Origin of the sequence: Moritella sp. Urea-trap-13 (assembly GCF_002836355.1) — a bacterium.
In the GTDB taxonomy this organism is placed as follows: Bacteria; Pseudomonadota; Gammaproteobacteria; order Enterobacterales; family Moritellaceae; genus Moritella.
The window spans coordinates 623,655-650,170 of sequence record NZ_PJCA01000031.1; the positions used below are offsets into that span (position 1 = coordinate 623,655).

At 42.8% G+C, this 26,516-nt stretch carries 32 protein-coding genes; 6 read left to right on the top strand and 26 right to left on the bottom strand.

Annotated features, from left to right (window positions below; translation table 11 throughout):
- Positions 1 to 39: 39 nt before the first annotated feature.
- The 18 genes from CXF93_RS10780 to CXF93_RS10865 all read right to left on the bottom strand — a co-directional run bounded on the left by CXF93_RS10780 (position 40) and on the right by CXF93_RS10865 (position 14,507).
- Positions 40 to 2,031: a phage tail protein gene (locus CXF93_RS10780; protein ID WP_198551645.1), complete on the bottom strand. Its 1,992-nt coding sequence runs from the start codon at positions 2,029 to 2,031 to the stop codon at positions 40 to 42.
- Complete coding sequence (locus tag CXF93_RS10785; protein ID WP_101062521.1) at positions 2,031 to 2,615, bottom strand: phage tail protein; 585 nt, start codon at positions 2,613 to 2,615, stop codon at positions 2,031 to 2,033. Before CXF93_RS10785 ends, CXF93_RS10780 begins: the two co-directional genes overlap by 1 nt.
- Positions 2,608 to 3,789, bottom strand: coding sequence for a baseplate J/gp47 family protein (locus tag CXF93_RS10790; protein WP_101062522.1), 1,182 nt, complete (start codon positions 3,787 to 3,789; stop codon positions 2,608 to 2,610). The genes CXF93_RS10785 and CXF93_RS10790 overlap by 8 nt, the downstream gene beginning before the upstream one ends.
- Positions 3,786 to 4,115, bottom strand: a complete 330-nt coding sequence (locus tag CXF93_RS10795; protein ID WP_101062523.1) for a DUF2590 family protein — start codon at positions 4,113 to 4,115, stop codon at positions 3,786 to 3,788. The genes CXF93_RS10790 and CXF93_RS10795 overlap by 4 nt, the downstream gene beginning before the upstream one ends.
- On the bottom strand, positions 4,112 to 6,445 hold the full coding sequence (locus CXF93_RS10800) for a phage tail tape measure protein (protein WP_232784176.1): 2,334 nt from the start codon (positions 6,443 to 6,445) through the stop codon (positions 4,112 to 4,114). The genes CXF93_RS10795 and CXF93_RS10800 overlap by 4 nt, the downstream gene beginning before the upstream one ends.
- Positions 6,446 to 6,640: 195 nt before the next feature.
- Positions 6,641 to 6,904 carry a putative phage tail assembly chaperone gene (locus CXF93_RS10805; protein ID WP_101062525.1) on the bottom strand — a complete coding sequence of 88 codons (264 nt, stop codon included), beginning with the start codon at positions 6,902 to 6,904 and terminating at the stop codon, positions 6,641 to 6,643.
- Entirely contained in the window at positions 6,901 to 7,137 is a 237-nt protein-coding gene (locus CXF93_RS10810; protein WP_101062526.1) for a hypothetical protein, read from the bottom strand. The genes CXF93_RS10805 and CXF93_RS10810 overlap by 4 nt, the downstream gene beginning before the upstream one ends.
- Positions 7,138 to 7,149: 12 nt before the next feature.
- Positions 7,150 to 7,668 carry a hypothetical protein gene (locus CXF93_RS10815; protein ID WP_101062527.1) on the bottom strand — a complete coding sequence of 173 codons (519 nt, stop codon included), beginning with the start codon at positions 7,666 to 7,668 and terminating at the stop codon, positions 7,150 to 7,152.
- Positions 7,669 to 7,670: 2 nt separating this feature from the next.
- The gene (locus tag CXF93_RS10820) at positions 7,671 to 8,093 is read right to left on the bottom strand and encodes a DUF5675 family protein (RefSeq protein WP_101062528.1); all 423 of its coding nucleotides are present in this window, start codon (positions 8,091 to 8,093) and stop codon (positions 7,671 to 7,673) included.
- Positions 8,090 to 8,305 (bottom strand): molecular chaperone DnaK, encoded by a 216-nt coding sequence (locus CXF93_RS10825; RefSeq protein WP_101062529.1) that lies wholly within the window; start codon positions 8,303 to 8,305, stop codon positions 8,090 to 8,092. Before CXF93_RS10825 ends, CXF93_RS10820 begins: the two co-directional genes overlap by 4 nt.
- A gap of 3 nt (positions 8,306 to 8,308) precedes the next feature.
- Positions 8,309 to 8,764, bottom strand: a complete 456-nt coding sequence (locus CXF93_RS10830; protein WP_101062530.1) for a phage protein — start codon at positions 8,762 to 8,764, stop codon at positions 8,309 to 8,311.
- On the bottom strand, positions 8,761 to 9,873 hold the full coding sequence (locus CXF93_RS10835) for a DUF2586 domain-containing protein (protein ID WP_101062531.1): 1,113 nt from the start codon (positions 9,871 to 9,873) through the stop codon (positions 8,761 to 8,763). Before CXF93_RS10835 ends, CXF93_RS10830 begins: the two co-directional genes overlap by 4 nt.
- The gene (locus CXF93_RS10840; RefSeq protein WP_101062532.1) at positions 9,873 to 10,496 is read right to left on the bottom strand and encodes a phage virion morphogenesis protein; all 624 of its coding nucleotides are present in this window, start codon (positions 10,494 to 10,496) and stop codon (positions 9,873 to 9,875) included. Before CXF93_RS10840 ends, CXF93_RS10835 begins: the two co-directional genes overlap by 1 nt.
- An 11-nt stretch (positions 10,497 to 10,507) precedes the next feature.
- The gene (locus CXF93_RS10845) at positions 10,508 to 11,023 is read right to left on the bottom strand and encodes a phage tail protein (protein WP_101062533.1); all 516 of its coding nucleotides are present in this window, start codon (positions 11,021 to 11,023) and stop codon (positions 10,508 to 10,510) included.
- Positions 11,020 to 11,520, bottom strand: coding sequence for a head completion/stabilization protein (locus CXF93_RS10850; protein ID WP_232784177.1), 501 nt, complete (start codon positions 11,518 to 11,520; stop codon positions 11,020 to 11,022). The genes CXF93_RS10845 and CXF93_RS10850 overlap by 4 nt, the downstream gene beginning before the upstream one ends.
- Before the next feature lie 87 nt (positions 11,521 to 11,607).
- Entirely contained in the window at positions 11,608 to 12,417 is an 810-nt protein-coding gene (gene gpM, locus CXF93_RS10855; protein WP_232784178.1) for a phage terminase small subunit, read from the bottom strand.
- A 36-nt stretch (positions 12,418 to 12,453) separates the two neighbouring features.
- Positions 12,454 to 13,539 carry a phage major capsid protein, P2 family gene (locus CXF93_RS10860; RefSeq protein WP_101062534.1) on the bottom strand — a complete coding sequence of 362 codons (1,086 nt, stop codon included), beginning with the start codon at positions 13,537 to 13,539 and terminating at the stop codon, positions 12,454 to 12,456.
- 17 nt (positions 13,540 to 13,556) lie between these two features.
- Positions 13,557 to 14,507 (bottom strand): GPO family capsid scaffolding protein, encoded by a 951-nt coding sequence (locus CXF93_RS10865; RefSeq protein WP_101062535.1) that lies wholly within the window; start codon positions 14,505 to 14,507, stop codon positions 13,557 to 13,559.
- A 190-nt stretch (positions 14,508 to 14,697) separates the two neighbouring features.
- Between CXF93_RS10865 and CXF93_RS10870 the strand changes: the two genes are divergently transcribed.
- Both CXF93_RS10870 and CXF93_RS10875 read left to right on the top strand, forming a co-directional pair.
- Positions 14,698 to 16,503, top strand: coding sequence for a terminase large subunit domain-containing protein (locus CXF93_RS10870; protein ID WP_101062536.1), 1,806 nt, complete (start codon positions 14,698 to 14,700; stop codon positions 16,501 to 16,503).
- Positions 16,503 to 17,537, top strand: coding sequence for a phage portal protein (locus CXF93_RS10875; protein WP_101062537.1), 1,035 nt, complete (start codon positions 16,503 to 16,505; stop codon positions 17,535 to 17,537). The genes CXF93_RS10870 and CXF93_RS10875 overlap by 1 nt, the downstream gene beginning before the upstream one ends.
- Before the next feature lie 46 nt (positions 17,538 to 17,583).
- Here the strand turns inward: CXF93_RS10875 and CXF93_RS10880 are convergent, their stop codons facing one another.
- Both CXF93_RS10880 and CXF93_RS10885 read right to left on the bottom strand, forming a co-directional pair.
- The gene (locus tag CXF93_RS10880; RefSeq protein ID WP_101062538.1) at positions 17,584 to 17,985 is read right to left on the bottom strand and encodes a hypothetical protein; all 402 of its coding nucleotides are present in this window, start codon (positions 17,983 to 17,985) and stop codon (positions 17,584 to 17,586) included.
- A 171-nt stretch (positions 17,986 to 18,156) separates the two neighbouring features.
- Positions 18,157 to 18,411, bottom strand: coding sequence for a hypothetical protein (locus tag CXF93_RS10885; RefSeq protein WP_101062539.1), 255 nt, complete (start codon positions 18,409 to 18,411; stop codon positions 18,157 to 18,159).
- A 373-nt stretch (positions 18,412 to 18,784) separates the two neighbouring features.
- Between CXF93_RS10885 and CXF93_RS10890 the strand changes: the two genes are divergently transcribed.
- The 4 genes from CXF93_RS10890 to CXF93_RS22365 all read left to right on the top strand — a co-directional run bounded on the left by CXF93_RS10890 (position 18,785) and on the right by CXF93_RS22365 (position 20,973).
- Positions 18,785 to 19,036: an ogr/Delta-like zinc finger family protein gene (locus CXF93_RS10890; protein WP_101062540.1), complete on the top strand. Its 252-nt coding sequence runs from the start codon at positions 18,785 to 18,787 to the stop codon at positions 19,034 to 19,036.
- Positions 19,037 to 19,112: 76 nt separating this feature from the next.
- Positions 19,113 to 19,406, top strand: a complete 294-nt coding sequence (locus CXF93_RS10895) for a hypothetical protein (RefSeq protein ID WP_101062541.1) — start codon at positions 19,113 to 19,115, stop codon at positions 19,404 to 19,406.
- A 281-nt stretch (positions 19,407 to 19,687) separates the two neighbouring features.
- Positions 19,688 to 20,758 (top strand): hypothetical protein, encoded by a 1,071-nt coding sequence (locus tag CXF93_RS10900; RefSeq protein ID WP_101062542.1) that lies wholly within the window; start codon positions 19,688 to 19,690, stop codon positions 20,756 to 20,758.
- Between the two features lie 20 nt (positions 20,759 to 20,778).
- The gene (locus CXF93_RS22365) at positions 20,779 to 20,973 is read left to right on the top strand and encodes an ogr/Delta-like zinc finger family protein (RefSeq protein WP_101062543.1); all 195 of its coding nucleotides are present in this window, start codon (positions 20,779 to 20,781) and stop codon (positions 20,971 to 20,973) included.
- Between the two features lie 48 nt (positions 20,974 to 21,021).
- On the opposite strand, the gene CXF93_RS10910 is transcribed toward CXF93_RS22365, so the two are convergent.
- The 6 genes from CXF93_RS10910 to CXF93_RS10935 all read right to left on the bottom strand — a co-directional run bounded on the left by CXF93_RS10910 (position 21,022) and on the right by CXF93_RS10935 (position 26,512).
- Complete coding sequence (locus CXF93_RS10910; RefSeq protein WP_157824443.1) at positions 21,022 to 21,720, bottom strand: SLATT domain-containing protein; 699 nt, start codon at positions 21,718 to 21,720, stop codon at positions 21,022 to 21,024.
- Between the two features lie 2 nt (positions 21,721 to 21,722).
- Entirely contained in the window at positions 21,723 to 23,000 is a 1,278-nt protein-coding gene (locus CXF93_RS10915) for a nucleotidyltransferase (RefSeq protein WP_101062545.1), read from the bottom strand.
- A gap of 185 nt (positions 23,001 to 23,185) precedes the next feature.
- Positions 23,186 to 25,618 (bottom strand): replication endonuclease, encoded by a 2,433-nt coding sequence (locus CXF93_RS10920; RefSeq protein ID WP_101062546.1) that lies wholly within the window; start codon positions 25,616 to 25,618, stop codon positions 23,186 to 23,188.
- Positions 25,615 to 25,842 carry a hypothetical protein gene (locus tag CXF93_RS10925; protein WP_101062547.1) on the bottom strand — a complete coding sequence of 76 codons (228 nt, stop codon included), beginning with the start codon at positions 25,840 to 25,842 and terminating at the stop codon, positions 25,615 to 25,617. The genes CXF93_RS10920 and CXF93_RS10925 overlap by 4 nt, the downstream gene beginning before the upstream one ends.
- Positions 25,839 to 26,225, bottom strand: a complete 387-nt coding sequence (locus CXF93_RS10930; RefSeq protein ID WP_101062548.1) for a hypothetical protein — start codon at positions 26,223 to 26,225, stop codon at positions 25,839 to 25,841. The genes CXF93_RS10925 and CXF93_RS10930 overlap by 4 nt, the downstream gene beginning before the upstream one ends.
- A complete protein-coding gene (locus tag CXF93_RS10935) occupies positions 26,222 to 26,512 on the bottom strand; it encodes a hypothetical protein (protein ID WP_101062549.1) in 291 nt (96 codons plus the stop codon). Before CXF93_RS10935 ends, CXF93_RS10930 begins: the two co-directional genes overlap by 4 nt.
- Between the last annotated feature and the right edge of the window lie 4 nt (positions 26,513 to 26,516).

Genomic DNA, 26,516 nt, shown 5'->3' on the forward strand with positions numbered 1-26,516 from the left:
ACTCGCCCCCGAAATAGTGCATTAAATAGCGAAGTACCATCATCCTGTCCGCAGCCACATATAAACCGTTAAGTGCTTACCTCGCACATCTAACGTCGCATTAGCCACGCCAGTATCAGATACCGAGACAGAGCCCGACGGTCTACCTGCAGATGCAGGTTTAGAGTAAACAACGCTATGACCATTAGGCGCAATATTACCTGATATATAACCAGGCGTTGTATTGTTCCAACCACCATATGCGTCAATACCATGTGAATGGTTTGGTAATTGATTACCACTAAATGAGGCGGTATGCCTATGCATAGGAACTGGTACAGCGGGCGTATTCGTACCTGTAATTTTATTGACACCGCCCGCCGTTTTGGTACTAAGCAAGGTCATGTCTGCACCCTGCATTACCCATATACCAGGGTATCCGTAGGTATTAGGGCTAGCAACATTCACTGTGATGAGTAAATGTCCGACAGGAAATAACGCATCAATCACACTCTGATTAACGGAAGCGTTCGCCCTGTTTAGCGCCTCAATGGCTTTATCCATTGAGATTTTTACGGCGGCAGCAACAGCGTATTTACTGCTACTTGCATCATCAGTCGCGCTAGTTGCAGGCCAATTATTTACATGTTGTAAACCGACCTGCGTTTTAGTCACCCCATGTGGATTGGCGTTATTCCCAACATGGCCAGCTAACTCAGTCTTTGTTGCTTTCGTTGCGATGGTGGCATTAATGGCGGCAATTTCACTGTCATTTTCTTGCAGTGCATCCCCTAATTCTTTTATTGTATCCAGAGCCTCAGCTGGCGCGCCGCCAAGTAATTCCGACACGCGATTGTCCGTATGTGTATTGGCATTTTTCTCAGCGTCAACCGCACGAACATGGGCAGCCCTCACCGAGTTAGGTGTAGCGGCCATTGAAGTGGATGTGGATACAACACTATCGGCCAACTGCACAGCCCCTTTTTGGTCTATCGTTGCATCTTTAATATTAAGGGTGCGGTTAGCACCCAGCGTCCCACCGCCTTGTAATGCACCGGCAGTATTGATTGAGCGCGCGTTGAACGCAGCCATGATTTTATTACTTATCCCACGCCAAAACTGAGTCAATTTAATGTGCTTGTCTGCCACGCTGCTGCTATCAATCTCACTGTTTGTGGCCGCGTTGTCTTTGCGCTCTAAGGCTGGCATACCGCCTAAGACTCGGCAATCAATTACATTGCCAGCACTGTCGATATCAGCCAGTTTTGTCACGTAATGCTGTAAGCCAGTGTTATCCACATGATCCGTTAATACTTGTGCAGAGGCTTTAATACTCACCATGGTTTGCCATTGACTGGTTAACCCTCCCTGCCAACTTGCATCAAGATAAATCCCCATATCATTAGCCGCGTTACTGATAACCGTTTCAACAGTCGCCTCGCAGCGCAATCCGCCAACATAACCACTGCCAAGTTTGGTTTTATAGCTGCTGGCCGATTTGAATACTTGGTAACCATCCTCTAAAAATGCCGCATCACCGTAGTGATCCAAATTACTTAATCGCTCAGTGCTATCAATGCCAGTTAAGCGCGCTGTGAAATCAATCTGCCAAGTGGCAGCATCAACGGTCATACCCGTCGCATTTTGCGCGCCGATATAACTCATCATCAAAGAGCGAGTCACTGAGTTACCGTTTTTAACGCCCGCGACCGATTTTATTTTATTGATTGTCGGAATATGACTGATAGCCGCCAGCACATCTTGTTCTTTATTGCGTAAACCAATCCAGTTAAATGAAAAGTCACCGACACCCGTATCCATAATAAGCGAATAGATAACGGCATTCGGACTAACAAATCCAGATTGAGTCACATCACCAGTAAATACAATTTGCGACGCAGGCGGTAGCGTTTCGGCTCTGTCTATCGGTGTGTTCGGATCGAGCCCTGGGACATTAGCCAACACAAATTCATCAAGTACGATTGATTGACCCGCTAATGCGAGCTGCGCTTTTAGCGTTTCAAACGCCAAGGTAATTGTCATTTGAGCCATTATATTTCCTCTAATATTGCCGCCAGACATTGGTGGTCCCAATCCAGTGGCGATACAAGTAAATTTAATTCAACAGGGCTTATCACCTGAAATTCATAACGTCGACAAGTGCGGCCATAATGCTGAAGTAAGGCCGTAAGCAGGTCATAGTTCTCTGATAACTGCGCGTCGGTTAAGCGGATCGTCACAATGTCCCAGTTTCGCCCTTCAGTCCGCTCATCAATTTCAACATGGCCAATGCCTAAACGTTGGAATATGCGAATAAAACCCGCCGTCTCGCCGGAGTCCTTAGCATTAATAAAGGCGAACTTAATACGCTTACGAAACAACGCAACTGGCTCGCCATTAAAACGTGTGATATCTCGGCCCCAAGCAAGCGTAGGTAAAATACTTTCGACGCAGGTTAGTGGATCTAATTGGGCCAATGGCCACAACAACCATAAACGTATTTTTTGCCAGTAATTCCTAACCCCATTCGCGAGAAAATACGGTTCTTTTAACGTTTCAGCTAAGGTGTCACCGTCCATCCACCAGGGCACTTTATGGTCAGGTAACGGCGCGGCATGTTTATCATGTTCAATCATGAATAATCACCACTGACGTTAAACGCGGGATTGCCAGCAAACTGTCTATCTCTTCTACGTTAAATTTAATTGTCGCCAAATCAGGTAATTGTTGATGTATTTCTTTGATGAGTAGACTGAATGAAAAAATAGATAACGGCAGGGTACGAGTGACCGAAGCATAATCAGCAGTTTCCCGAAATGCAGCACGGATCATATCTTCCACATCACTTGCTAACACGCCTTGCCTTGCTTGGCTCAAATTAGGGTTTCCCTTGATGGTCGCCTGTATCGGGTGCTGTGTTTCCGGCATCAGCAAACACAATAAATCATCGCCATGGCCGTGATTGCCCTCTTTCATCACATAATCATTCAACTGCTTGATTAGCTGACTTGGCGTACTGCCCACTTCCATCAAAATATACGCATTGGCCGTTGCGGGTCCACGCGGCGCATCATGTTCAAAATAAATTAAATCAGTACGAATACCCGCTACACTCGCCAGCATGGCGCGATAGATAGAATCAATATGAAAACGTCCCACCGAACTAAACTGATTACGAATACGCAAAGCCAATTCATCATCCATTTCAGTATTAGCACCAAGAGATGTGATCCAATCCACCGGATTACTGACATGCGTGATACCACTGATGCTTTTGGGCAAAATTGAAAAATAGCCCGCAGGTAGATTAAAAGCGTTGCCGGCATTAACTGCATCGCAAAGCACGAGACCGCTAGCTTGCCCTGCAGGGATCAATACATCTGCAATCACCCGTAATTGATAGACAGTATTTTCAATACGGTCTGTTTCTATCAACGTCCCAGCAACGATGATCACCGGATTTTCAGGTTTTTCTTTAAAAAACGTCACACCACCTCGGGTGAACGTGGCGGGTTTACGCTCTAAATCGACTTCCCACGCTTTTAAATCCAAATAAATATTTTTCGCCGTGGCGGTAAACGCATTAGGTAATACGTAGTTAGCCAGTAAGTTATTAATCAACCATAATGACGGTGCGATAACCACTGCATTGATCACCCGCCAAAATGGCGACATGCGGCTATCATTACTGACTTTACTGCCCGCCGCTTCGACTTCTTTTTCTAGCTCAATAGCAAGCGCGGTTTCCGTGGTGGGTATACCTTCAGCCGCAATTAAGCGTTGAAAATCGACGTATGGACGTTCACTCATAACTGTACCCCAAGTGCTAATTCACCAAACTTAACGGTCGTAGCAAGTAGCATAATCACACTGGCACTTTGCGCTAACGCGGATGCTGAACCAGGCTCAATACGCAGGTCGGTTTCAATTAACATTTCGATGCGCGTTAACACATCTGCGCGCAACGTGCGGTTACGCTCAGCCTGCAGCTGACGCACGAGACCACTTTCTAACACAGCATGCTTTACATCTTGAGCAATACTCATAATGTCGTTGGTATAAAACGGCTGCTGGCCAGCATCAAAATCGACACCGCCTTGATTGACTAACAGATCTATATAATATTTATCGGTCATGGTGTGTTCATTTCATCCCATTCATGTAGTTGCGCTTGGGTAAACGGCTGCTCTTGTTTAATGTGAATATCACCCGTATGCGTCGATTTACTGCCATTGCCCTGCATCGCTTTTGCCATCTGAGGCATGTAACCATACGATGGCACTTGCGCGGTCTGCGTGCCTTGTAAATAGCGACTAATTGGTTGGTTAATTCTTTCCCTGCTGGCCTTTTGATTGCCTATATTCAATGATTCAACATCGGGTATTAATGGTTCTTTAATCAATGGTTCAATTTCAATGCCCGGGATCATATTGATTTTGTCTATCAACCAATCGATGCCCTCACCCAATAAATCAAACACCGATAAATCCCCTAAATAATTAGTGAAATCAGCCCAGCCTTGCGCCATTAAACCGAACACCATCATGGCTTGCTGACCGACGAGGATGAATGGCTGTGCTAAAAATAGAATTGCGCTAAATAAGTGAGATACGACAGTCGACACACCTGATGCAATGAGCTGCCAACCACTCATCACGGAATCAGCAATACCTGTAAATAACGCAGGAATAGTGCCCAGAACGCTAAGCGCGGCAGCTGGCCCATCAATCAGTAAGCTGAAGAATGCTTTAATGCTGGTGAACACCACCTGGAACGGCAGCAATAATGCACTGACACCTGCCCCGATTAATTCCCATGCACCGGATGCAATAGACACATAACCAGCGAATAAGCCTGAAAAGAAGTTAGACAGCGTATTAAAACCAGACATGATGCCTTGCATGAACCCAGTATTTAACAAGGCTAAAGTAAACATGTCCCAGGCTAATACCAGATCATTAATCACTGACATAACACTGCCGCCAACGGCTTTGAACATCTGGCCAATTTGGTTAAACATCCAGATTTTGTTTAATGCTGCGGTTAACTCATCCCAATAAACAATGGTCCCGATAACGGCGATACCAAGAGCAAGAATACCCGCTACAATCAATAAAACAGGGTTAGCTGCCATGATCATGTTTAAGCCAAGAAACGCACCTTTCATCCACGTTAAACCCGTACTTGCAACGGCCATAACGCTACTCATTATCACAACGGCGGAGCCCCAACCTACAGTCACCAATGTTGATAAACCGACGATTAAGTTCCACGCCGATATGGCGCCAGCGCCACCGATAATGGCTAATGCTGCATAGCCAAGATACTCAGTAATATGAGGGAACATCTGTGTCCACTCCAGTATTGAACCAATGCCGTCAGCCATACTACCAACAAGACCATTGATCGCAGGTAGCACTAAACCAAATACACCGGCTCGGATGGCATACCAACTTGCATCTAATCGCTCCCATTGGTCAGTCATTGCGCCAGCCATGCTTTCAGCTTTACCCATGCCTTTTACATCACCAAGGGTTTCAATACTCGCAGCAAGGCCATCGGTATCAGCCATGAGTAATTTAATCATACTCACCGCTTCAGCACTGCCGAACGCATTCTTTAATGCATCGCTTTCTGCCACATCCAAGGTATCGCCAAACTCATTTTTTAGCTTTCCTAGAATGTCATGCATTGGCAGCATCGCGCCCTGACTATCGGTGAACTTCATGTTCAACTTATCTTGCGCTTTACCCACACCGTCTAAGAATGATTTATATTTAGTACCGGCCTCGCTGCCCGACATGGTGGATTGCAAGGTACCGAGGATCGCCATCTGCTCATTCATACTAATACCGGCAGACGTTGCATTGGCGCCAACAGAAGTAAACGCATCACTCATGCCTTTACCCGTGGTTTTAAACATTTCCACTGATTGCGCGGTCATGCCTGCCACTTGCTTAGACCAAATGCCAGTACCCATCATGTCGGCCTGATTTTTAAACACGCCGTACATAGTGCCCATGTAATCCGTGATGGTGGCGGTATCTGCTTTCGTTGCAGCAGCAAGGACCGCAGAACTCTTGGTAATATCAGCAAGCTCATCACCGTTAATATTGCCAAAGGCTGACTTGATATCATAAGCCGCTTCAACCACTTCAGTCGCAGATTTACCGTATTCAGCAGAAAAGCCTAATGCGGTTTGCTGTAATTTCTGCAAGTCAGCATCCACAACGCCCAATGATTTAACTTCACCGAGCACACGGTCCATTTCAATCGCCGGCATCAATGCACTTTGCACCGCAAAACCAGCGGCTACGAATCCCGCAGTACCACCCGCCATCTTGTCCCAACCAATACGCCCAGCATCCGCCGTTTGAGTAATAGAGCTCTGAATACCTTGTAATGGCGCAGAGGCTTGATCAATCAAGCCAATCGTCATCATTAAACTATCCATATGAGAACTCATCTAATCATTACTCCCCGTTAAATGCTTTTGCGATGCCATTGGCAACAGCGATGGCGTGTTTTTCAGTTTGGGATTTATCCAGCCAAAGCGCCCTGGCATAACTTTCGGTGTTATCTGGCGCATGAGGTAAATAAAATGCCTTTAAGGTAAAGATTTGCTCTAACTCATTACGCTCAATAGCCTGGGCGTGGCGTATTAGTTTTTTACTTCAATTTCCAAACCGTCTTCAAAATGTTCATTCACTTTGTGCAGTAAACGCATCACCGCACCAGGTAACTGCAACACTTCATCTAACGCCGATTTATCATCTTTGTTGACAACACGACGCAAGTAATTGGTTGCTGGCGCCACTTTGTCGTGCGGCATCATTTCATTAATGTATTTGTTATAAGCTGTGAGTGATGGTTCAAAACGGAGTTCTTTACCCGCGATTACTAATACGATTGCTTTCTTTGTCATGCTGCATTATTTCCTTGAAGTAAGTTGTAAATTCGATCGAACCCAGAGACCATGTTGCGTTCAACACGGTCGCCTAATTCTTTAACGTCATCTTTTGTCGCATAGGTTTCTGCAACGTGTGTTTTGTGCTCTGCTAAATCAGCTGAAACTTTTGATAACCAGGTGATAACGGCGCCACCAATAACCACAACCAACATTGCTACTGCGGCAATCGCAGCTACCCAACTCGCCATTCAAACCTCTCTTTATTTCTTCAAGCCTAATTGCTTGGATTTATCAACACTGCTACGGCTACTACCAAGCCAAAACGCGACGGCGGTACCAAACGCACCTAACACCGCACCCGCTGTCATGATGATCACCTGGTCATAAGCTTTCGGTGGTTCAAAGGCGAACAAAGCGATAAACATCCCCGACACCATCAGCGCAAGAATGAGTGTCATCACACTCGGCATCCAATGGTCTTTATGTTCAGCGCGCGCGTTTTGGGTGTCTGCCAGTTCAACTTTGCGTTCATCTAATGCAATGGCCGATGCTTGTAAGGCTAATTTTTTAAGTGATACCCGTTCTTCACTTTCTAACTGACGGATAGCAACCAGTGCTTCAGGATTTTGTTTAATGGCTTGCTCAATCGCTGCAGGTGTATTTTCGACACCTAAGGCATTAGCAAGTAATCCACCAACCGCGGCACCCGCTGGGCCACCGATTAAGGTGCCAACCAATGGCGCTGCACTACCAATCAAGGATTTAATGTTGTCCCACATGGTTAATCCTTACTTATTGAAAGGCTGATAATCTCACCAGCGAATTCAGCTATTAGGGCATTAAAAGCAGCGGTTGAATTCAGTACTGCCCACTCGTTATGAACAAAACCAAACGCCACACCAGGTGCTAAGCAACCAAGTAAATCTTGCGGTGAATTGGCTTTGTGGATCAGAATATGCGTACGCAAACTCGGACCATTTCGCGTGACGCCCAGTGCTGGCGCTTCAAGTGCATAACAAGCACCGAACTTAGGCGACTGATGCGGCATGGCATTGTAAGTACCCTCTACAATGCAAGATTCAGACGCTTTGTTATTCAGCATTGGGCGTTCAACGAAACAACATACTTTGCTGCCATCTTCACGGTGTAGCGTAGAATAGGTACCTTGTTCAAAGTAACGACGTCTTAATGAAAAATGTTTCATAGCTTTCCTTTGTCGATGAGGTCTTGGCAGACGATACAAAATTGACAGCCTTTAACCGCGTCTTGCCGTGCTTTGGGAATATCAGCACTACATTCATAACATTCATCAGCGCTCTTTAATTGAGTCTGCTTAGGCTGCGCAGCAAAGTGGTTCGACAATGCCATCGCGGTTTGCTTTGCTTCAAGTGCACAGGCACTATCTAATACATCCATCGCTTACCCCACTAAATCGCGGGTATCTTCTTTACTCAAGTAAGGAATACCGTCGATATGGATAAAATCAGGACTAGTTACCAAACCTTTAACTTTGTGTTTGGTTTTATCTGATGACGATGGATCCACATCTAAGATGCTTTCCAGTAATAGTTTTACACCGAACACTTCAATGGTGAGCTCTTCACCACCGGCATTGCCGTAAAATAGACAATCATGCGGCTCAATACCACGCCAACTGCCTGCACTTTTTGCTGCTTGAGCCAATAACTTGAAATTTTGAGTATCAAGTTCATATTCAACATCAGCACTTACCGCACCGTCGGTATGCCCATCAGGTACACCGCGGGTTGTTGATACTGCTGAATCATCAGAAATAGATACTGAGGCTTTTTCCACATGAATAACGGTACCGAAAATATCAACATCGAAATTCATGCCAGCTAAACGTTTACTCATGCTGCGTCTCCTGGGTTACTAAGGTCTAACATCAGATTGGCAACAATCTCTTTCGGGCAATCGTAAGGTTTAGCTTTAATGTAAATTTCCACCTTGTTGCGATTAACCCAATTGATAGTGATGGCATCCGCTGATGGTGGTTGAATATCACCAGGGAACATCTGTTTACCTATGGTGATGGTTTTTGACATTTCACGCAGTGGTCGGGCGTAACGGCTTTGTGCTGATTTAGTACTAAACGGTGTGCTGTTAAATGACCGGTCACCTAAATCCGCAATACATAACAGGCGCACTCGGCGAGCAACTTTGTCGATAACACGGCGATTTTCAACCACCTGGTAATCACCGCCTTCAACATCTAACATGCGCCCATCAGCCCAATAGATACCGTCATAATCTGGATACCAACAAGGTACCGATAAACGGTTTTGTTCTAATGTCTTTAACGTTGCAGTGCTAAGTGCTACCCCATCTTTATCAATCGGCAGTGTCACATCACCAATTAACGCCCCTGTTTTAACGCGGCATGGTGAATCAGCAATAGAGACGCTGCGATTACATAAGCGCCCCATTAATTTACCCAGTGCATCCGGGAATACTTGCGGGATAAGCATGACACCATCAGCGGCAATCGTATCTTGGATAGCCACGGTGGTAGCCTCATACTCAGACCATGATTGAAGTTCACCAATTTCAGGGGTACATAACGCCATGAACTGCCAACGGCCATACTTGGCAATCAAGGTATGGTAAAGCGCTTGCGCTGCTGTCACGGTTGCTTGGTCTGATGTTGGGTCACACAAGATCACGGCTTCAAAGCTTTGGGTTTCTTGGGCTTTGAGTGCTGCTTCATCCCATTTTTCAGCACCTGCCATTACATAAACCGCGGCACTCCAATTCTGGCCAGCGTTAAGCATGGCGGCGTTCACATTGCGTTTCAGTGCTGAATCATCCGCGCCGAGCTGCTGATCAAAATCGGTATCAGTATTAACTGACAATAACTTGCCCGTATTGGTACTGCCCAGACCGATAAACAAGAAATGGCGTTCCACTTCTGTTACTGGGCCCTGCATTTGGTTAAGTGTGTTTACTTGAACTACTGGCCACATTAGCGTTGTTCCTTTTCTAGTTTTGCTGCAATAAAATTGGTTATGTCTTTTGACTTTGCACCTAAGAGCTGGCGTTCTGGTAATTTAACTTCCCAACTCGATTGCGCATCTTTGTTCTTCAGTTCCCTGATAATCAGCCCAGCTTGACCTGTGGTTAAACTTTCAAGGATCCATTTAATACTTGGCTTTTTACGTTTGCCTTTACGTTTTGCGGCGATGGTATAACCAAGCTCTCTTAGTCGTTTAGCCTGCAAGCGCGTTGGCTTATCATCATAGTTAGGCTTGCCATATACCTTTCTTGCTTTGACTGCATTCCACTTTTCAGTCGCACCGTGTTGATGCTTACTGGCGATGGTGCCCGCAAGACCAGGGAAATATAACGTGGCTTCATTTGAGTTAGCTTTAGTCTTTAGCTGCTTACTCATTTTGCGCATCATTTTCTTGCTGCCTGATGCTCTGCCTTGCCAACTGCGACCATTAGGGTCTTTGTTTTCCCGCATGTTCTTTTTGTTTTGCTTAGCTAAGTGCCGGCTTAACTTACCGAGTATCCGAGTACGTTTTTTCGGGTTTAGCGTCATTAGCTTTAATTGCTGCTGAACGCTTAACATTTCAGGCTCTAACATCGATACCCTAATCACTTATCGCTTCCAATAGGTGATGCTGGATTATTCCCCGATATAATATCGCCGTGTTCAGCAATCCATATTTCATATGGCGCCACTTTCCATTTTTTCCCTTCCCACTCAATCAGCCCGCTTGGATCTGCAACCACCATGAAGGGTTCTCGAAATTCCACTTCAATGATCATTTCAACGCAATCTTCACTTTCCGGTTCAATGTCTGCAGTTGGGTCTGGTAAGTTAAACTTGTTGCGATGTTCATCAACGTCCATTAACCAGGCCATGACTGACGCAAGCACAATTTCAGGGGCGCACTTCTTAAAAGGAAAACGCTCAAAGCTCAGTACTGCTTTATAAGACAGCTGACCAATATCACGGCCAGTACCATAGTCTTTCGGCGCTAAAATCAGCTCTACATCTTCCATCCAAGAATCAAAATGTTTATGCAGTGCCTTGGGTACAACACCATTAACACGACTTGTTAGCCCCTTTAGGTAATAACCTGCTGAATATTGGCTCTCAGTGCTCATAACAATTCAACTCCCGTACTGCGTTTGCCTCTGATGGTGCGAATGTGCTGCAAACTTTCAGCAAATAAACAGTCTTTCGTTTCCGATTCAGTTTGAGTTACGTTCTCACCAGCATCACGCATTTGAGTTGTGGCAAATTCAGGTAACAATTCAGCTTTAGCGCGAGCATATACGGCTTTTTCATACAAAATAACGAGCATGTTTTTACCGGCGATACTCGGACTGCCCACCACATCAACCGCGCGATGAATACCGTTGCTCTCATAACCAGACTTAACGCTAATTAGCTCTATGTTGATTTGGGCAATGGCAGATACAACCGATGTTGCGATCGTATCTTTATCCATATCAACCGGTACACTGCGACGTTTTTCAAAATCACCGGCGTTAATGTCCGGCCAAAAACCATCATTTGTAATACAAGTATCTTGCTGCTCTGTATCCGTCTTGCCACTAAACATATTGATACTCACTTTCAATGGGTCGGCTCTAGCCACTGCGATAAGGTACCTATTTCGCTATTGCGAATAAGACCAACGCAGCCGAGCCGGTGGCGCGAGAGTCGTTACAATTTATGAGAGAAACTAAAGGTCCGTTTCTTTACCAATGGTCTTGGCTATTTCTCTGACCATTTTTTTAACGCCTGCTTTGTCGTTTAACGCGGTGGCTTTCACCCCGTAGGAATAGGCATTACCCAGGTTAAATACGCTTTGTTCTAACTTGGCTGCCATAGCGTATAGCTTGCCGCCAATCAATTCGCTTAACCGCCATTGGTACGTATCGAGCAAGTGGATAAACTGAGTGAATAAGTGGATCACTTGGCTACGCTCGACTGCGTCACGCCCTTGGCTTAAGTGTTTAGCGCCTTCGTCATAGAGTTGATCAATCAAAAACGTCGGCCAATCTTGCGTACTAAAGCGACCAGGTAAACGTTGGTTTTGCGTCATTAACAAAGGTAGAAAATCAAAGGCAGTTTTCCAGTGTCCAAGGTCAACAAGCCAAATCACCACCCAAGCCAACACCATGTTCTGATGGTTAGTGCCTTGCGCTTGATAACGGCGTAAATAATCCAGATACTCGTGGTTCTCAATCGCCTGCGCTTTGTATGCTATTTTGTCTTCCATATGAGAAAACTTTTTAAGTTGAGCAAGGTCGGAATCCATGGCCGCTTTGAAAAAATCAAACTCTTCCATAATGCCCTGGGCGCGGCTTGGCTCTACTTCAATAACCTTGCCCTGCTTCACTTTTACTGAGACTGATTGATCAGGACCGCTGGCCATATCAACACCGATAATAGCGGCATGGGTTTTACGTTGATTTCGTTTGACTATGCTCATTTCAAAAAACTCTCTGTTTGGGAATAACGAACTTACCGTGATAAGCCCGTTATTCATTTAATACTGCTTATTCAGTTACTGAGTTAAAACCGACTAAGACCAAACCCAGTGCGCAGGGTTATCAGCATCAAAGTCACCAGCATCAACCGCAGGATCCTTGGCTTTGTCCAGCTTCACGCTGTCCGCTTCAAAGAAAGCGATCTTTTCCATGTCGTTGATGTAGTAACAATCATTACGTGATTGATAATCTTCGACGCGTTTCTTCTTGGCGTTATTTTCAATAGAGGTACGTGTTGAACCCGATTGCACGTAGTGACTCAAGTTATCGAACGAGGTAATTAAAATTCCACGGTCAGGAAAGAACGGGATCTTATACGCCTTCAAACCACCGAATGTTTCAATGATCTGTTCAAGTTCAATCTTGTCTTTTTCACTGGGGGTATGCGCTTGTTTGGCATAGAGCTTGTTCTTTTCTTTCGATAACAGCTCGTCACCAATAATCGCCACTAAACCAATGCGTTTATGCGCAGGGATAGCTTGCAGTAAATCATGCACGGCTTGATCAAGATTTTCATAATCACCGCCCGCGCCGATACGGATTTCACCAGCCTTTTGCTCACCGTCAGCAAAGACATTGGCGGCATTATCACGGCGAACCAATTGCAGCCAGCCGATATTCACATCTTCCATCATTGGATACGTTGCAATATCCGTGAACTTAGCGGCGCTGGTACCGTTCCAACCAATCTTGATGATATCCAGTGCAATGGCTTGACGTACATGGGCGCGAAAACGGCTGTGAAAATCAGGGAACTTCGCCCACATATCCATGCGCTGCCACGTAATGTGGGTATCACATTCAACCGCATAACAACGGTATTCACGGTCGGTTAAACCTAACGGGTCTTTGGTGCTACGGCTTTTAGTCTCATCCGTTTCCACACCAGCGCGACCAGTGACGCCACCACTAATACCGGCTGTAATTGAACTGCCGACTAAATCATCAACCATTTGCGTATCGATACGCTGTAAGAATTCAGCACTTTGATATACCTGGTCATACAGCGTCTGTTCAATCGACGGCTCGACACTAAACTGTTCAGATACGGAGGCAACCCCGTAATTAACAGCCAATGCAGACACCACCGCGGCAAAAATCTGTGTTGTTTTAAGCTTCATTAATTTGGTTCCTGTTACTAAAGAAGGTTGTGGTATTTGGCATTGTCACCAAGGTGTTCTTCTTCACCGTCAGTGGTCGTTGATGCAGGGTCTTTGATTGCATCAGCCACGGTTTTAGTGAGCGCTTCAATTTGCTCAACCAAACCATTAACCTTGCCATCAATCGCCGAGAATTCAGCCGTTGGTTTATCCGTACTTGTGTCGGTTAAGTTGTCGGTATTCGCATCATCAACCGGTGCTGTTGTCGTGTCTTGCTTAGCCAATAAAGCTTGCGTTGCGAGGGTATTGGCTTCCAGTGCTTGGCTAAACTGCAGCAAGGGTCCACCGAGTGCGTCGGTCATTGCGGCGGCAAATTCTTCGCGTTTCATGTCGTCATCATCCTTATTAAAATTAAAGAGTTTTTTAAACAGGCTCTTGGTTGGTTTGGCCGCTTCGTCTAATGCTAATGACACCTTTAATAGGTCAGTATCTGAGGGTGTGCTATTTACATTAAGGTCCGCTTCATGCGTATTATCAGCGTTGTCATTTTGACTAAAGTGAATACGGTCGGTGTAGGTACTCGCCGGATAATCGGTTACGGCCAGCCCCGTTAAATAGGTTTGCCCTGACTTCATAAAATCACGGTCAATTTCAATACTGAAATACACCGCTTGATCGGCTTGGTTTAGTTGAACAAACGACGCATTCGGTGATAACACCGCATACAAGACTTTAATGCCTTCATCATTTTTAGCGGTTGTCAGTTCAATCACATCACCGAGCATGCCGCCGTTAATATCTACGTTTAAAAGGTTCTTCGCTGCCCAACCAGACCAATTAAATTCGTGGTCTAAATTGATGCGTGCACCGTATTTTTTATAGTTGTAAGTCGTGACAATATCGTCGATATCTTTTTCTGATATTTCACGGCCATCTACCGTTAACCCCATGGCAGCAATGGCAAGTGGAATAGTGCGTAATTGAGCCATGTTGTTTCCTGTTTAATGTCGAAGTAAGTCTAAGTGAAACCAATTTTGCCCGTTGAACAGGGCTTAATCCATCACATTAAATCCGCGTTATTCCGATTTTGGCGAAAGCGGAATAACGCGGAAATCTTCTTAAAGAATTACGGGTTTTAGGGTTATAAACTTGATGCTCGTTCTTACCAACAGGCCAGTTATGAAACCGAGGACTCCCCGATATACACCCGAAATCATTAAAACGGCGCGTGACCATTATGTGTTTGGTGGGCTGACGTTTGATGAAATTGCAGAAATGGACGGTATGCCGAGTGCCCGTTCTTTACGACGTTGGGCGGATGATGGCAGCTGGAATGAACTGTGCCCGTCACTGAATGCCGAGACAGCGATTGCAAGACGCATTGTGTTATTGGCAGACCGTGAAGATAAAAGCGAAGCAGATTACAAAGAACTGGATTTTCTGACCAAACAGCAATGCGCGTTAAATCAATCTCGTTTACCCAGTGTCGGCATCACTAAAAAATACGGTAATACGCCTGCAGCTGCCGCGCCCGAAAATGAACAAACCAGTGAGCGAAGCAGTAAAAGTAAGAAACGTCAGAAGAAGATTAAAAATGATGTGTCCAGTATCACCAAAGAAATGCTCGATACACTCAAAGACAACCTGCTCTACCCGCACCAATTACACTGGTTTGAACATCAAGATTACCGCAGCCGGTTCATATTAAAACCGCGTCAGATTGGCGCGACTTTCTACTTTGCCTTTGAAGCCTTTTATGATGCGATAGTGAATGGTCGTAACAAGATCTTCATTTCAGCATCACGGGACCAGGCGGAGATATTCAAAGCCAACATTATTGCCTTGTGTCGTGAACAATTTGGTATTGAGTTAAGCGGCTCACCGCTAACCATGCGTAACAAAGGCAAGACAACCACACTGTATTTCAAATCAACCAATGCCCGCACAGCACAATCGGCATCCGGTGATTTGTATATCGATGAAGTGTTTTGGATCCCGAAGTTTAAAGAGTTACGCGGTCTTGCCCAGGCGATGGCCACCCATAAAGACTTTCGTATTACCTATTTCAGTACGCCATCGGTGACCAGCCATGAAGCTTATGACTTGTGGAATGGTCGCTGGTACCGAAAAACCAAAGCCTGTAATGATCCCGAGTTTGCCATCGATGTTAGCCATAAGGCCTTAAAGAATGGTCGGCTTTGTGATGATGGTATCTGGCGTCAAAAACTCGATGTTTACGATGTGGTGAAACAAGGCTTTGACCGCATTGATATCAGTATGCTGGAGAATGAATACTCCAAAGAAGAGTTTGATAATCTCTTTATGTGCAAGTTTATTGATGATGCCCACAGTGCCTTTAGCCTTAAGCAGTTGATGGCTTGCGTGGGTAATAGCAAAAAATGGACGGACTTCGATCCAACGTGGTCACGCCCTTATGCCATGAAGCCGGTGGTTATTGGTTTTGACCCTGCCCGAACGCGCGACATTGCTTCTGTTGTTGTGTTGAGTTTACCGCTTGGCCCTGATGATAAATTTCGCTTGTTGGAATCACTGAATCTAAGTGGTAACGATTTTGAAACCATGGCCAGTGAAATCAAAGAGCTCACACTTAAATACCATGTTGTGCATATCGGTGTTGACACAACCGGCATGGGCTTAGGTGTGTTTGAGTTAATACAAAAGTTCTTCCCGTTGGCCATGCCAATTCATTACAACCCGCACAACAAAAACAAGATGGTCATTAAAGCCTTAAACGTAATTGGTAAGGGCCGTTTTGAATTTGACGAAGGCTCAGTCATGGTTGCCAGCAGCTTTATTAATATTCGCAAAAAGGTGGTTGGTGATCAAATCAGTTATGCAACCAACCGCACCGCCGCCACTGGCCATGCAGATATAGCCTGGGCAATCATGCACGCCATGATTTACGAACCATTATCTGGTGACTGCTCAAGTACCAGAACATCAATAGGATTAGATGCAGCATAATGAATTCAACCAAAAGTACGACCACTGAACCGGCTAAAAGTAAATCTATCGATACATTTAGTTTTGGCGACCCTGAGCCGTGTTTAGATAACCACATGACTGAATATGTCGGCCTTTACGCTGACATGGACGGGTTATATTCACCGCCCGTGAGTTTACCGGGGCTGGTGAAATTACTGCGCGTGAATGCGCAGCACGGTCCCATTTTATATTTTAAACGCAATATGATCATGAAATGGTTTCAACCCAATACGGCATTAACACAGCGTACCTTTAAAAAGTTTGCATTTGATTATTGCTGGGCAGCGAATGCTTACCTGCAGGTGATTAAAAATGCCTTCGGTAGCGTGATCAAATTACGGCATTTACCTGCATTATCGATGCGCTATACATCCACGCCTGGTGTGTATGCCCAGCGCTTAAGTAATGGTAAAGTGCTGCGCTTTAAAAAAGGCGAAGTGATACACCTGAAAGAATACGATCCGAATCAGGGCATCTATGGTATCCCGCAATATTATGGCGGTATTCAGTCGGCATTATTGAATGAAGATGCCACCCTGTTTCGCCGTAAGTATTACAAGAACGGCGCCCATATGGGGTTTATCTTTTCAATGGCTGATCCCAATTTGTCGACTGATGATGAAGATGATTTAAAAACAGCAATCAAAGATTCTCGCGGTGTGGGTAACTTTCGCAGCCTGTTTATTAATAACCGCAGTGGTAAGGCTGACGCAGAGAAGGCAATTAAGATTATTCCGGTGGGTGATATCTCGACTAAGGATGAATTTGAGCGCATCAAGAAAATGACGTTAAACGATATGTTGAGTATGCACCGCGCCCAAGAAGCATTAAGTGGGCAAACATCGGGTGACAGTCCTGGCTTTGGTGATTTGGATAAAATCACTCGCGCTTATTACAACAATGAAGTCGTGCCGATGCAGCAGGATATGATGGAGATTAACGAGTATTTACCCAAGGCACTGCATATAGGGTTTGCAGTGCCTGAGTATTCGGATTTGGGAATGGATAAATAGTATATTACAAGGTCTAATAATTTATAGAATTAATTTCTATAAATTATTATGCAGTCTCTTTGTTGCTTTCATCATTCTCATTTTGATGTGCACCATAAACTGCTATTAATATTCCTGCTGCTTTCACTATTTCTGGGAATATAAAAAATTCTTGAACAACTCTTTCTCCCATTAGATCTACAACATTACCGTCAGTGATGATTCCAAAGTACAAGCCAATTCCAATATAAATAACTGAGAATATCATTGAATACATAATTTTATTTGATTCAGGTGCCAGCATATATACAACTACACCGCCAAAAAAGTAAATTATAAAGGATGATGTCAAGCCTAAAAAGGTATCTGAAGCATACCCGAAAACACCACCAACTATAAGGGCAACAACTAATTCAAGAACCCACATGGTGATAATTGGAATAAGTAGAAATTTGAGCCAAGTTTTCATTTACTTTCCTTATTTTAAAATAAAATAGCATTCTGAATTTGAAGGTTAACGATAGCATAAGTAATTCTTAAAATGCTTGATCACAACAACTAAAAAGCCAAAAAAGACTTTAATATTATTGTTTTAACATGCATTTGACCATCTAAAATGATCGTAATATAGAATAACGTATTAATATTTAATAAATGGTTCTTCATCCAGATTTTTAATCTGCTCAATGATCCCTGCCACTATGTTCAATCGCTTCAACGCTCGGTTGAAATTCTGCTGTGATACGTCATTCAGCATGGCGGAATCATTTTCTGTTAAACCTTTGGTAAGGTGATCGATTAAAGCGCGTTTGATATTCTCACTGCCAATCTTGGTGAATTGTAAAAGTAGATTGACTCGTTGTTCTGACTCTAAACTTTTCGTTAAAAACTTCATAAAATTAACATCACTTAACTGATTTGGGTAAATGGTGATTTATCGCTTCGATAAAACCGTATAGCTTGTCATCTGCTGTCAAAACGTGTCTCAACTTTGACATAGGCAATCTTTTATAGATCCTCAAGATCCTTTAGCAATAAGGCATGAGCTATATAAGCGTGTCCATGGTCGTGTCAAAATCGTCAAAAAATCGCGAAAACGCGGTAGGCGAAGAGGAGTGAATTTATCGTGAGCACGCCCGCATGATTAAATGTTTCCCCCACCCGTCAGCAATAGCTATGTATTATAACTAACACGTCATACAACTGTATAAAAAGACAGTTAAACATCGTATAATTTACAGGTCAGTATTTGAATTGAGTGGATGTTTATGCGAGTACTTTGCCCGGAGTGCGGTGTTAAAAGCCGTATCCAGAAAACGAATAGAATTTCGAATAGCTATACAGATTTATATTGCAGTTGTAATAGCCCGGAGTGTGGCCATTCATTTGTAATGAATCTTAGCTTTAGCCATACGCTGAGCCCATCAGCGAAAAGCTCAAGTCAATTAGCTTTTGAGTTGTTGAGAACCTTAGCGCCTGAACAGCGCCAAGAATTACAGCTACAACTTTCAATTTTGTAGATAACAAAAAACTCGTAAAGAGTATGCGTAGAATGGCACACTTAGTTCAGTCACCTAACTTATTATAAGGAAATTTATGCCAGATTTAGCTAATGACTTTTCATTAAAGGTATACAACGCCATTCAAGAGTCGAACCGTATCGGCTATAGCCCAACTGTAATCACTACAATACTGAGGTCTTATGATGCAGTCTCTGTAGCCAAAAAACTCATAAAATCAGGTACTATACAGAGTGGATTTAAAAAGCTATCAGGTCTTGGCCGTATTGATTTATCTTTTGAATCAATAATGCTTGAATCAGATTTTTGCTCGTTATTCACTAAAGAAGAGCTAAGGGCTGCTGAATGGCGCTTATCATCATTAAAGTAATACAGAAATTCATGTAATACTTGATCACTACTTTAGAAACAAGATCTTACTACCCACCAAAATCACTCTACCCAGCAGCCCAACCTTACCAAAACCCTCTTTCTACAAACCCAATAACTGCTAAGTTAAAAAAGAGTAGGTATTGATAAGTGCCTATTTTGATAAATACAGTAAGCATTGGAGTCTTCAAATAGTTAGTTGGTAATAAACATTGAATCAACGAGTTATGGGGAGTAACCTTTCAATATCGCTGACTTACCGTATCATAAAAAGAGAAAAAGATGTTTTTTTCCAATGAACAAAATAAAACTATAATTGTGCAATTTATACAAAGAGTTGAACATATTGAAATTAATGACGAGATAGCTTCAAATAGATTAAAATCTACTCTTGTAATACTGAATCATATGGTAACGCTACCAATGATTTGGGATGAAAAATGCAAATTTAATATTAAACATATCGGAGATCAATTAATTGGAAGATTAAGGACATTTACCAAAAATGAGTCAAATTTAATTAATGATATATATATAATATTATACAGATTCCTACGTGAATTAGATCTTTCATCATATTTACACGTCGATCTTGAACACGCACAAAGATATATGGAATCAGAGTTAATATATGACTCCGATGACGCTTCTCATTCATTTAATTCTCAGATGATTTACGCATCTTACATGATGCCTATAAATATATTTAAAGAATGCCTCAATAATCCGAAGTTAAGTTACTTTGAAAATTTCGAATCAACAGCTGATCGTGCAAATAAACTAAAAGAAACCTGGGATGTTGAAATAAATGCCAAAAAGGTTGAGGTTACCGCCTTAAAAGATAAACTAGATGAATACAAAACAGCTTTTAATTTTGTCGGGTTAAATGATGGTTTTAAAAGTTTATCAACACAAAAAGAATCAGAAGCAAAATATAGTTTCTGGGCTCTTTTTGTAATGGCTTTATTAATCATCGCCCCACTTTGCCTCGAAGTCTTATTAAATTGGCTGGCTTTGAATGAGAACAAGAGCATAGGTATTGACCGTATGTTTATACTTGTGCCTTTACTATCTATTGAGGTGATTTTGATCTATTTTTTTAGGGTCTTATTGAATAATCATCGTTCAGTGAAGGCACAACTTATGCAGCTAGAGCTACGTCAAACACTCTGCCAGTTTATACAAAGCTATACAGAGTATTCCGCTCAAATGAAAAAAAATGATAGTGTGTCTCTAGAAAAATTCGAAAATATTATTTTCAGTGGCATTATTTCGAACTCAGAGAAATTACCAAGTGCTTTTGACGGTATGGACCAAATTGCTAAGCTAATGAAAAATGTAAAACGGACATAATGAATTAAAAAACGGATCGGATTTCTAATAGTTATACCGATTTATATTGCAGCTGTAGTGGCCCGCTATGTGACCACTCTTTTGTGATGAATCTTAGTTTTAGTCATACGCTGAGCCCATCGGCGAAAAGCTCAACTCAATTAGCAATCGATTTGGTGAGAGCATTGCAGCTAGAACAACGCCAAGAATTACAGCAGCAACTTTCTATTTTATAAATACCAGCATAACTATCAGGAAATCCATTAGTAAAAATGAGGAACTGTTTAGTCGCTTGCTCCGCTAAGTTTTTTAGGTAATGCTAACGGCTTTAAATCAGCTGGTGCCTTTTCTTCCACAAAGCATCCAGCTGGACATGGCTCAGTGACCCACACCCAAGTTTTTGAGAAAAAGCAGAAAGGATTTAGATAGATAAGCCCTACAATGAACAATCCTATGATGGGTAATCGTAAACTTAAAGGTATCTTATCTTTAATCCCAAGGTTTAGTTCTTCACACATCCACTTGTTATTATGCTCACTAAACACCTTGTAATGAGCAAACCACGAAGAAAGAAATACTGGCGCTGGTTGTGATATTGCAAGATGTTGATCTTGTAGTTGGCTCAAATCAGCTCTAGTTTTAATGACGGACTCTTCGTCCGCTTCATTAACGTTTGAATGAAGCAATTCAAGCTTTTTACTTATGCCTGTGAGCTTTACACCTACTTCACAATAGGCTTCTTTCTGGAGCTCTCGCGGCTTTAGCATTATACCTATAATACCGACTATCAGTAGGAATACTGACAGAGCAGTACTGTTAAATGCCTTAAAGCCTAAACCAAAAACACCAATAGACAATGAAAGCAGACTAATAATGCTAGGCAGTTTTTCACAAATATCAAAAGATGAAAAATTCAACTTTGCGCCATAAATTACGTTATAGAACTCCCTTGCGATCTGCTTTTTAATTGTTTGTTCTGACATAATCATAGCTCTCCTATGATTGGTACATCCATTCGATCTCGAGCCACAACAACACCATTTTGTATAGCGTAACACTCGACATAATGATCCCCAGAGAAATCGGCTGACTCTTCAAGGGTTTTTGAACCTTTATCATCCATAATTTGACCTCGAATCACTTTTCTTCGTTCAGCCTCCTCACCTCGGTTAAGTACTTTCCACTTAAGTTCGTAAGGGCCAAATATGTCAGAGTCTGCAATCGAGAACTTCAACTTTCTATTTGTTAGAATAGGTAAACCTTGGTCATGGAGCTTTGATAAAAATTCAAACATAGCGTCTTTTTTAACCTCACAATCAAGTGTTATATTGTTTGTAAGTTTCACTGGATGCTTGGTTTGAATAAACTCTTCGGTAGTTTTAGCCACACCTTCATTATCAATAACCGGAAATTTCTTACCAAATACAGCCTTGTACTTTAGATTGCACTTACTCTCTTTACCTACAACACGTGCCTGCATAGCGGATTCACAATTCTCTCTTGCCTCTTTAGCTTTTAGTTGAAATTTGGCATAGACATTCACCTGAGAAAAGCTACCAAATGCACGGTAATAAGCTTTATCCGGCTCATTCTCAAGGAATGAAAAGAAGTCTCTTACCAAAATGTCGTAACTACCAAAACTCTTATTGTCAAAGTCTGTATTATTATCAAGGAAGCGATAACATAGGGTATCAATCAGGAAACCACTCATGTTTATGCCAGCGCGTGCTCGCCACGCTCGTACCATTTTTGCCAAACGTCTTAAGTTATTATTACGCTGTTCATTTTTATCTTTAAATGAGCGAAGTTCAGCACTGGGGTTACAAATCGGCCAACTACCATCACCGTAAGTGTCTGGGAACAAGTATCGACCATCGAAAGTCTTAAATGTTGGCACAACTTCAATAACGTAATTCTTGAAAGTAACAACGACAACATTTCGATCTACCTTAACTTTAGACGTTCCATAAACAAGCTGGATCTGCTCTTTGCAGTGTTTTAAAGCTAGATAAGGATTATCTTTATAGGTAACCAAGAAGCTATCAGGCAAAATATAAAGCATATCCAAGTCACTGATACCACTAATACCAGTATATCGACCATATGAACCGACCTGTAAACTATTTGCAGTTCTATTTTCGCTTCCATTGCGAAAAAACATATTAAGTCTTCGCGTTATACTTCCATAACGCTTACTAATTTGACCTGCATTCTTGATCTGAAGGTTGTTTAAAAAGGATTGAAAGTCTGCTTGAATAGTCATACATCACCACTAGTTAATTGCCTAAAGTTAAGGTGGGGGATAATTATTATTTTTCAATGTCACCAGCAGTTTAAATGCGATTTAATTAGTGAAACTAGTAGGCTTAGAGTTTTAGTCTACCCTTTAGTTTGTTCTATATAACCAACCCCTCACTGCCGTAATTACAATCCTTTACGCGTTATAGGTTAACCCCAATCCCACGATTCCCAAGTTTCCCAACCAAGCGTGTAATTGGATGTATCTTTAATTTCAATTTCAGGACTGTTCCAACCATCCCAAATATTTTGTACTTCGGGTGTAACATCGACCACTTCGGGCGGATGATACTTATCAGAACCCTCGACGTAATATCCTTGCCTCAATTTCACAACGAGGTCTTTACCAACTTTGATTTGAGCACCTTCCCTCATAACGTTGGTAAGGTGATCATCTAAATGAATACCCCGCCTTTTCAACAGCGCTTTAATTCCAGCGTTTAACCTGTCGTTCTTGGAGGGCGTACAGTTATTGACAGAACTCCGAGAAGACCCTTCGGGCAAGTTCAAAACCTCAGCACCTTCGGTGCTACTTGTGCTCGCTTCACTATCGAGCAATGCTTGTGACTTCGGTTGTATCTTCCATTTACGTGTACGCGTGTTAACAGCATCACCACCGACGACTTGAAAACCTTGGAGCTTAGAAACGAATTCACCATATTCATTGCCCATTTCTGCAGTGTTATAATCATTACGGATCAGTAAATCTTTACGAGATACAAACGGTCCACCTTGCGCCATCACATAAGCGGCGAAGTCGCCTTTATCTGCCGCTTTCATTGCATCGGATGCTGCAGCTGCGTTGCTTTTCAATTCAGGCTTGTACTTATCAGTGATCACTTCCCATCGCTGTAATGACCCCATAGCTTCATAATTTAAACGTGGGCCGTGGAAATTTAACTGAGGACCCATAAATGTTGGGTCTTGGTCAGGGAATTGTTCGTTGAATAAATTGTGCAGTTGCTTACTACTTAACGTAGTTACAAAGCTTTTGAAGGCATTTTTATCATTATTAGCATAACGACGTAATTCACGATAAGTCGTAACCGGTGCACCACCAATAGGTTGAAATTGACGAATACGCCAGCGACTTGCCCAGGCGGTAACGTGTGCAGCCATTTCTCTTTGGTCGCGGCCTGTTTCATCATCAAGTTCGCCTTTCATGCCATAACCATCAATGTTTTTACTTATGTATTTAGCAATGTAACCCGTTGCAGTACCCTTACTTGGATCCATCATTTTCACATCACAACGTGGGCGATAATCTAACGGGCCAACAATGGTTTTTCGGTAAACTTTTGGGAATAGCTCCGTTACTTCTTCATTAATTGCATAACTAATGAAAATTTCACGGATACGATCAACATGCTCAGGTTGCATGAACATGAGTAAATGCCAATGTGGTGTGCCATCATGATGCGGTTCAGCAACACGCATACCAAAAACAGGTAATTCTTCACGTTTTAGCTGCGCACGTATTCTTGCCCATATTTGGCATAAATAACGCTGCGCCTCTTTCGGACTGTTTCCCAGCCATTGGTCAACAAAACCCCCTTGCTTGCGGGTGTTATGATATTTTGATGGTGCAGTCAGCGTTAGAAATAACCCATCACAGCCCATTGCGGTTGCAATACTTTGATATCCAGCCATACGAACCATTAACTCACAACGTCTAATTGCAGGGTTAGCGGTCGATTTGTAGAACATGTCATATAGGGCAATTTCTTCACCAGAATCTTCATCAAAGATAGACATACCTTTGATAAAATCTCTGTTGCGTTGTTTTTGGTTTTTCCATTCGTGCATGCAGTCGCGCGAGCAATACGGGCTTGCCGCTTTTTGCACTTGACCAACAGCAATAGCAAGATGTTCTCGCATAGCCATACGTTTTTTATTTAACTTATTTTCCCAGGCACGCTGGCAAACTAAACGTAAAATGCCACATTCAGCTTCAGACTGATGCAATCCATCGTTTCTGTTATACGGCGGTGTGTAACCAAACTCCCTGCATTCGACTTGCATGTTTTCAAACACAGCGATAATTACGTCTGCATAATCTTTATGGTTGGCTTTTTCGATTTCAATTAAAGGTTCTAATTTACTTACAAAAAAATCAGCAAATTGCTGACTTAGTTTTTTTATTTCACTCTTGTCCATTTCAGCTAATAGTTTTTCGCGTGACAAGTCATTGTTATGAACATAGGCATTTCTGAATTTGAATTGTCGTCTGTATTGATCAAGCACTTTTTGTAGGCGTGGGTTTATCTTCTCACCGACTGTTTTTAGAAGGTACAAATTGGCAGCAGAACGACCTTTTTGCTTAAAGGTTTTATTATATCGCTCGGCAAAGTACCTGCTAAGGTAATGAGGCATGTCACCAAAGAACTGCTTACGCCATTCATGATCATCAATTTCAGGATTAACCTGAAACATCGCATTTTCAATAAGCGACATTTCAGGTTGTTGGAATTCTTTGCCTTGCGTTGGAGTACGGGAAGGCTTACGACTGCTGTCCTCCCCCCTTTCTATCATTCCAATAATAGTTTTAGGACCTGAAGATAAGTGCTTTATGGTAGCGGTCATACTTGCGCATAGTCCTGTGTATTCAAAACCACGTAACCGCCCTGACCTGTTAAACAACGGATCACACCTCGGAAAATCTGACGGCAGTTAAGTTGATGACATGCATTACGAACAGCATCAGCTTTAGTATTAAATTCACCGATTTCGACCGTTCTATATTCAGCCGTATGAGGATGTGTACGCATGCCACCATTGGGGCCAATTTCGATTGCTAAATACATCATGCGACCATCCAAATTGTTGTATTGTGGATCTCGAGTGTTTTTTCCCACCACAATTCAATGCAGCTAACTAATTTGGTTAAGGCCAAGCCTTGCGCCATAAAATACACAGAGCGAATAGCACCTAGTGCAAGTTGTTCTTCAGTTGAATTAATGTCAGAACAAGTCACTACGCTTTGCCAAAATGCAAATACAGTAATCAATACCTCTTCGGGCTTCAGCGTAGCGTAAAGGTTGAAATGAAAACTCGGCATAGCAAGGGCGTCATTACGACCAGCATCAACACACTCAAACAAATCGATGATCCAATCTGTTTTTTCTTCGTTGATGCCAAGCGAATGCAGCGCTGAACGCACATCTTCAACAGGGGCTAAAATACGTTTCATGCTGCTACCTCGTTTTTAATTAAATTGCTTAGTTCGTTATACGCAGAAGTGACTTGTTTAAATGCGGTTAGTCCATCTAGGTAAATCGTTTGATCCATTAATTTGTGTTCAGACCAGGTATTCGGGTTTTGCACTCCGCTAAAGTAAGCTTTATCAATTGCGATAACTTCGAGCGCATCAGCATGGCCAATATAACGAACAGACACACTCACCTTTTCAGGCTTAGCAATGGCAATAAATATCAACTCGTTAATCACATCATTGATTGTTGGATTTAGTTTAATCACTGTA